The sequence below is a fragment of the Methanobrevibacter sp. 87.7 genome (assembly GCF_002208625.1).
Taxonomy (GTDB): domain Archaea; phylum Methanobacteriota; class Methanobacteria; order Methanobacteriales; family Methanobacteriaceae; genus Methanarmilla.
Map to the genome: position 1 here is coordinate 1 of NZ_MRCT01000107.1, position 6,557 is coordinate 6,557.

General features: G+C 25.2%; 6 protein-coding genes. All 6 read left to right on the forward strand.

What is annotated here, in order from left to right:
- The first annotated feature begins 221 nt into the window (after positions 1–221).
- The 6 genes from hisA to BGI41_RS05965 all read left to right on the forward strand — a co-directional run bounded on the left by hisA (position 222) and on the right by BGI41_RS05965 (position 6,048).
- Positions 222–965, forward strand: a complete 744-nt coding sequence (hisA, locus tag BGI41_RS05940; RefSeq protein ID WP_088539472.1) for a 1-(5-phosphoribosyl)-5-[(5-phosphoribosylamino)methylideneamino]imidazole-4-carboxamide isomerase — start codon at positions 222–224, stop codon at positions 963–965.
- A gap of 262 nt (positions 966–1,227) precedes the next feature.
- Complete coding sequence (locus BGI41_RS05945) at positions 1,228–1,683, forward strand: adenylyltransferase/cytidyltransferase family protein (RefSeq protein ID WP_198945424.1); 456 nt, start codon at positions 1,228–1,230, stop codon at positions 1,681–1,683.
- Positions 1,684–1,712: 29 nt separating this feature from the next.
- On the forward strand, positions 1,713–2,762 hold the full coding sequence (gene argC / locus BGI41_RS05950) for an N-acetyl-gamma-glutamyl-phosphate reductase (protein WP_088539474.1): 1,050 nt from the start codon (positions 1,713–1,715) through the stop codon (positions 2,760–2,762).
- Between the two features lie 133 nt (positions 2,763–2,895).
- Positions 2,896–3,387: a flavodoxin gene (locus BGI41_RS05955; protein ID WP_088539476.1), complete on the forward strand. Its 492-nt coding sequence runs from the start codon at positions 2,896–2,898 to the stop codon at positions 3,385–3,387.
- Positions 3,388–3,937: 550 nt separating this feature from the next.
- A complete protein-coding gene (locus BGI41_RS05960; protein ID WP_088539478.1) occupies positions 3,938–4,819 on the forward strand; it encodes a protein translocase subunit SecF in 882 nt (293 codons plus the stop codon).
- Complete coding sequence (locus BGI41_RS05965) at positions 4,816–6,048, forward strand: preprotein translocase subunit SecD (protein ID WP_088539480.1); 1,233 nt, start codon at positions 4,816–4,818, stop codon at positions 6,046–6,048. The genes BGI41_RS05960 and BGI41_RS05965 overlap by 4 nt, the downstream gene beginning before the upstream one ends.
- The last annotated feature ends 509 nt before the right edge of the window (positions 6,049–6,557 follow it).

Consider the following 6,557-nt stretch of genomic DNA (forward strand, 5'->3'; position numbering starts at 1 on the left):
TTTTTAGTGAAGTTCATTTTTTATTTTAATTTTTTGTTTTTTCTAAAATCGTTTTATAAAAGTTCATGAAGTTCATTTTTTTGTTTTTTCTAAAATCGTTTTATAAAAGTTCATGAAGTTCATTTTTTTCTAAAAACATTTATAAAAATACATAAATTAATAATAACATAAATTTATATGTTTATTAAATTTTAATTATTTTATTTAAAATTGGTGCTTAAATGTCATTTGAAGAAGGAAAAATGCAGATTATGCCTGCAGTAGATATTAAGAATGGTAAATGTGTACAACTTGTTCAAGGAAAACCTGGTAGTGAACAGGTTATTATTGATAATCCTGAAGAAGTTGCTAAAAAATGGGAAGATATAGGTGCAGAAGTAGTACATGTAATAGATTTAGATGGTACTATTGATGGTAAATCAAATCTTCCACTTATTAAAAAAATCTATGATAGTGTATCTGTTCCAATACAATTAGGTGGAGGAATAAGATCTGTTGAATATGCAGGTAAATTACTTGATATTGGTATTGAAAGAGTAATCATTGGGACTATGGGTATTGAACATCCTGAAACTATTCGTGAACTTTCAGATGAGTATGGTAAAGATCGTATTATGATATCACTTGATAGTAAAGATTCAAAAGTTGTTATTAAAGGATGGCAAGAAAAAATTGATAAAAGTCCTGTAGAATTATCTAAAGATTTTGCTGATAATGGTGCTGGAAGTATTCTTTTTACAAATGTTGATGTTGAAGGTTTACTTGGTGGATTTTATACTGATCCTGTAATTAATCTTGTTCAAGCATCACCAATACCTGTTGTATATTCTGGTGGTGTAAGTTCTATTGATGATTTAAAACAATTACAAAAAACAGGTGTAAAAGGAGTAGTTATTGGTTCTGCATTATATAAAAATAAAATAGATTTAAAAGAAGCATTAAAGTATCAGGATATTTTATTATAATTTAGATTTACTAAAGATTTATAAGGTATTATTTTAGTTTTTTAAATTTAATTTATTAATTATTATAGTTTATTTTTAGTTTTTAGATTTATTTACTAATTTATAATATCTTTTAATTAAACACAATTTATTTAAGAAATATTTTGTAAAAATTTACTTTTTTTAAAATCTTTATAAATTTTTAAATTATAAATTAACTTAATTTATTATAAAAAACTAATATACTAATTGATTATTATTTCAAGAATATGAGGTTAAAATTATGACTATAGTTATGGCAACAGGAACATTTGATTTATTACATCCAGGACATGGTTTATATCTTCAAAAATCAAAGGAAGTAGGTGGTCCTAATTCAAAACTTGTTGTAGTTGTAGCACGTGATTCAACAGTACGTGCTAGGAAAAGGATACCTGTTATTGGTGAAGATCAACGTCTTGAAATGGTTAAAATGTTAAAACCTGTTGATGAAGCATATCTTGGTTATGAAGATGATAAATTTAAGATTGTTAAAGAGATTAAACCAGATATTATTACAATTGGTGCTGATCAAGATTTTGATACTAGTCATTTAGAAAAGTCTCTTAAAGAACATGGTATTAATGCAAAGGTTGTAAAAATAACTGCTTATCATAAAGCAGAATTAGATAGTAGTTGTAAAATTATTAAAAAAATTAAAGATTTTGATTTTAAAGATAAAAGAATTAAAGAATGTTAATTATTTTATTATTTATTTTAGGTGATTAAATGGTTACTGTAGCTATTATAGGAGCAAGTGGGTATACTGGTGGAGAGTTAGTTAGATTATTATATAATCATCCAGAAGTTGAAATTACAACAATAACTTCAAGAAAAAATGATGGTGAAGAAGTTTATAAAGTTCATCCTAATCTTAGGGGATTAGATTTAAAATTTGAAAATAAAGATGTTAAAGATTTAGATGAAGACATTATATTTACTGCAACTCCACATGGAGCAAGTATGAAAATTATTCCAGATATAATTGAAAATACTTCTGCAAAAGTTATTGATTTAAGTGGTGATTACAGATTTGATGATTATAGTGTCTATGAAGATTGGTATTCATTTAAACATACTCCATACATTCCAAGTGTTTATGGTCTTCCAGAAATTCATAGGGAAGAAATTAAAAAAGTTAGGTTAGTTGGTAATCCTGGATGTTTTACAACTGGTGCAATATTATCTGGTTATCCTTTATCTGTTGAAAAATTAGCTGATAGGATGATTTTTGATTCAAAAAGTGGAGTTAGTGGTGCTGGTATTAGTCCTTCTGAAACAACTCATTATCCAAATGTTGCAGATAATGTAAATCCATATAAAATAACTAATCATAGACATACTCCAGAAATAGCACAAGAACTTAATAGGTTCTCAAATATTAAAGTATCTTTTACACCAATTCTTGTTCCTGTAATAAGAGGAATTTATACAACTAATCATGTTCTTTTTAATGATGATGCAGGTTTTAGTTTTGATACTAAAGAAGAAAGAGAAGATGTTGGAAGAAAAGTTTGTGAAATATATAAAAAACAATATGAAAATGAACCATTTGTTAAAGTTTTAGATTATGGTGAAATTCCAAAATTAAGTTCTGTTCGTGGATCTAATTATATTCATATTGGTGGATTTGAAGTTGATAGAAGTGGTCAACTTGTAGTTTTATCTGCTATTGATAATCTTGTAAAAGGTGCAAGTGGTCAAGCTATTGAAAATATGAATCTTTTATGTGGATTTAAAGAGAATTTAGGTCTTGATTTCTTTGGAGTTCATCCATAGATTATTTTAGCTCTTGATTTCTTTGGAGTTGTCAATAAAATTATTAAGTTTTTATATTTTATTATAAAAAAGATTATATTAATTAATTTTAAAATTAAATTTTAATTTCTTAAATAAAATTGAAGTTGATATTATGAAAGCTTTAATTATTTATTATTCACAAGATGATTCAACTAGAATTGTTGCAGAAACTTTATCTAATAAATTAAATACAGATATTGTTGAGATTAAAGATAAAAAACCAAGAAAAGGTTTTAAAAATAGATTAACTTCTAGTTTTGATGCTATACGTGAAGTTAAAACAGAAATAATACCAAATAATGTTGATGTAAGTAATTATGATGTTATTTATTTTGGAACACCTGTTTGGTCTAAAAAACCAAGTCCTGCAATAATTACAATTATTGATAAATGTGATTTAAGAGGAAAAGATATTGTTATTTTTGCTACAATGTCTAAATCTGGTGGAACTGCTACACTAGACAGAATGGAAGAAAAAATTAAAGCTCGTGGTGGTAGAGTTATTGAAAGATTTACTATTAAAACTAAAGGTAAATCTAAATCTTATCTTAAAAAGTATAGTGAAGCTTATGCAAAGATGTTAGATTTAAGTTTATATCATTAATTTTATTTTCTTTTTATTTTTTTAGTTTAATTTAGTTTTTTTCTTCTATTTTTTTATTTTTTTAAGGTTTAGTTTAATTTTTTCTTTTATTTTTTTAGTTTAGTTTAATTTTATTAGTTTGTTTCATATTTTTAAGTTATAATTAATTTAAATCAAGTATATTTTAATATAGATTATATCTTATTCTATTAGTATTTTCTAGATTTTTTGATTTTTTTATTTCATGACCATTTTTTAGAAAATTATACAAATTAGCATGATAAATTAAATATTTAAAGAATTTTTAAACATTTTTATTTAGTTTTATAAAATTTTATATATAATTAATGATAAATTTATATATCGAATATATTATATTCTATTAAATTTACTTAGATTAACAAAATTTCTAGAATTTGTGTTTTATATTTTTCAATATTTTTTATAATATTGTTTAATTCAGTATTTTAATAATTATAATAAATTCAAATAGTAGTCGACATACTATTTTTTATTAAAATAGCAAACGATAACTTTTTTATTTTTAAATTTAAATAAAATTAGGTGGATTATGTTAAAAAAGTTTATGGATAACTATAAACTATTAATAATCGTTCCTATTGTCATAGCTATTTTATCTTTTGCATGTATTTATTTTGTAGGTATAGAACAGGGAGTAGACCTTAGTGGTGGTACTATGGCGGAGGTTAATTTAAATTCTCCAATGTCTACTGGTGAGTTATCTCGTGATTTACAAAGTAATTTGCATGTAGATGAAGTTAAGGTAATTGATAATGGTAATAATAAATATACTATTGAATTATCTAAGAAAATAGACGTAGGACAATTCAAACAAGCTCTACAGGGAAAAGGAACTGTAAATAGTTATAATACAGTTGGGCCTGTTTTAAGTAAAGAAGCAATGAACCAAGTATATTGGGCATTACTTTTTGCATTTTTATTTATGGCTGTAACAATTATTCTTGTATTTAGAGAAATTGTTCCAGCATTTGCAGTAATTTTATCAGCATTTTTAGATATTGTTTATGCTGCTGGAGGAATGGCTATATTCCATGTTCCTTTGTCCGTTGCATCTGTAGGTGCTTTACTGATGTTAATAGGTTATAGTGTAGATACTGATATTTTGTTAACAACCCGTCTTTTAAAACGTAGAAATGGAACTGTAGTTGAAAGAGCAACTGAATCTATGAAAACTGGTTTAACCATGTCTTTTTCAGCTATTGCTGCTATGGTAGTTTTATATATTGTAACTGTTGTATTAATGCCACAAGCTAAAACTTTAAGTGAAATTTCTTTAGTTTTAATATTTGGTTTAGTTGCAGATATTATTAACACTTGGTTTATGAACCTTGGAATATTAAGAAAATATATTGACTTTAAGGAAAATAGAAAACATCATAAAAAATCCAAAGCAAAAGGAGTGGGATTATGAGGAAACGAAATGATCCTATGGAATTTTTAAGAGATAAACGTGTAATATTTTTCCTTGCATGTGTTATAATTAGTATTCTTTGTATTGCAAGTTTTGGAATTCAAGAAGGTCTAGATCTTAAAGGTGGATCTATTATTCAACTTCAATTAGAACATTCTGTTGATAAATCAACAATGGACACTGTTACTAAAGTTTTAGATAAACGTTTAAACTTATATGGTATTAGTGATGTTAAAGTAAGGCAAAGTGGTAATCAGCAAGTTATTGTTGAAATGGCTGGAGCCACACCTGAAGAAGTTGAGAAGTTGATTGGTAACCCTGGTGTATTTGAAGCAAAAATTGATAATCAGACGGTTATTACTGGTTCTGATATAAGTAATGTTGAAATGTATCAAGTAACTGGTCAATCTTGGAGAGTACCTTTCAAACTTACAACTCAAGGAGCTAAGAAATTTGCTGCTGCAGCAAAAGATAAAAGTGGTCATGAAGTCTGGATGTACCTTGATGGTAAACCAGTTGATAAAAACCCACCAAAACTTTCTGCAGATCTTGCAAGTGGTGAACCTGCTACTGAAATTGAAGTAAGTGGTAGTGGTATTGATCAAAAAGATGCAAACTCCAAAGCAAATGATATTTACACTGTATTAAAAACTGGTTCATTACCAGTAAAAGTTAGTGTTATTGGTTCTGATACTGTTTCAGCAGAATTAGGTCAACAATTTATTGAAGGTACTGCAATTGCAGCTGTTCTTGCAATTCTTGCTATTTCTGTTCTTATCTTCTTCAGATATAGGAAACCGATATTGGTTATTCCAATTTTAATAACTACTTTATCTGAGGTTGTTATTGTTTTAGGTATAGCATCAATTATACATTGGAATATAGATCTTGCAGCTATTGCAGGTTTAATGGCGAGTGTAGGTACTGGTGTAGATGATCAAATTATTATTCTTGATGAAGTTCTTGCTCATAAAGGAAATTCTAATAAGAAAAATAGACGTAGGACTAGAACACAAATGAATGTTAAAAAAGCATTCTTTATTATCTTTGCTTCTGCAGGTACTTTAATTGCAGCAATGTTACCTTTATCCTATATAGGATTTGCAAGAGGTGCTAGTGGTATTGGTACTATCTCTGGTTTCGCATTTACTACAATTTTAGGTGTACTTGTAGGTGTATTCATTACTCGTCCTGCATTTGCTAAATTCGTAGAAATATTTGTCAAATAGACAAATATTTTCTATTTTATTTATTTTTAAAGTTTTATAATTATTTTAATTTTTTTAACTATTTTTCGTATTTAAGCTATTTTTTGTTCTTGATTTTTGATTTTATTTTTTTGTGATGTTTTTTTTATTTTAATTTTTAATTTTCTTTGTTTTTTATTATTTTTTTATTATTTTTTTATTATTTTTTGTTTCTATTTACTTCTTTTTTTATTCAGTTTTTATTTTATTTATAGTTAGTTTCTTCATTGTTTAGATATTTTTATACTATTTTGTATTTTTACTCTTTATTTTATTTTTAGTTTTATTTTGCTTTATTTTTTATTTTATAATATTTTTTATATTTAATTTAGTATTTATCTTTTGATTTTTATTATTTACTAATTTAATTATTTAATATTCCTATTTAAATTTATTAAATCTTTTATTTAAATTTATTTTATTTTTTATTAATTTTAAATTGTTTATTTTTAATTTAAACTAAATTTTTATACTATTATTTAGTTTATAGA

Bases quoted from the DNA above. Each gene is read 5' to 3' on its own strand.
- hisA (WP_088539472.1), top strand. From the start codon at position 222: ATGTCATTTGAAGAAGGAAAAATGCAGATTATGCCTGCAGTAGATATT.
- BGI41_RS05945 (WP_198945424.1), top strand. From the start codon at position 1,228: ATGACTATAGTTATGGCAACAGGAACATTTGATTTATTACATCCAGGA.
- argC (WP_088539474.1), top strand. From the start codon at position 1,713: ATGGTTACTGTAGCTATTATAGGAGCAAGTGGGTATACTGGTGGAGAG.
- BGI41_RS05955 (WP_088539476.1), top strand. From the start codon at position 2,896: ATGAAAGCTTTAATTATTTATTATTCACAAGATGATTCAACTAGAATT.
- BGI41_RS05960 (WP_088539478.1), top strand. From the start codon at position 3,938: ATGTTAAAAAAGTTTATGGATAACTATAAACTATTAATAATCGTTCCT.
- BGI41_RS05965 (WP_088539480.1), top strand. From the start codon at position 4,816: ATGAGGAAACGAAATGATCCTATGGAATTTTTAAGAGATAAACGTGTA.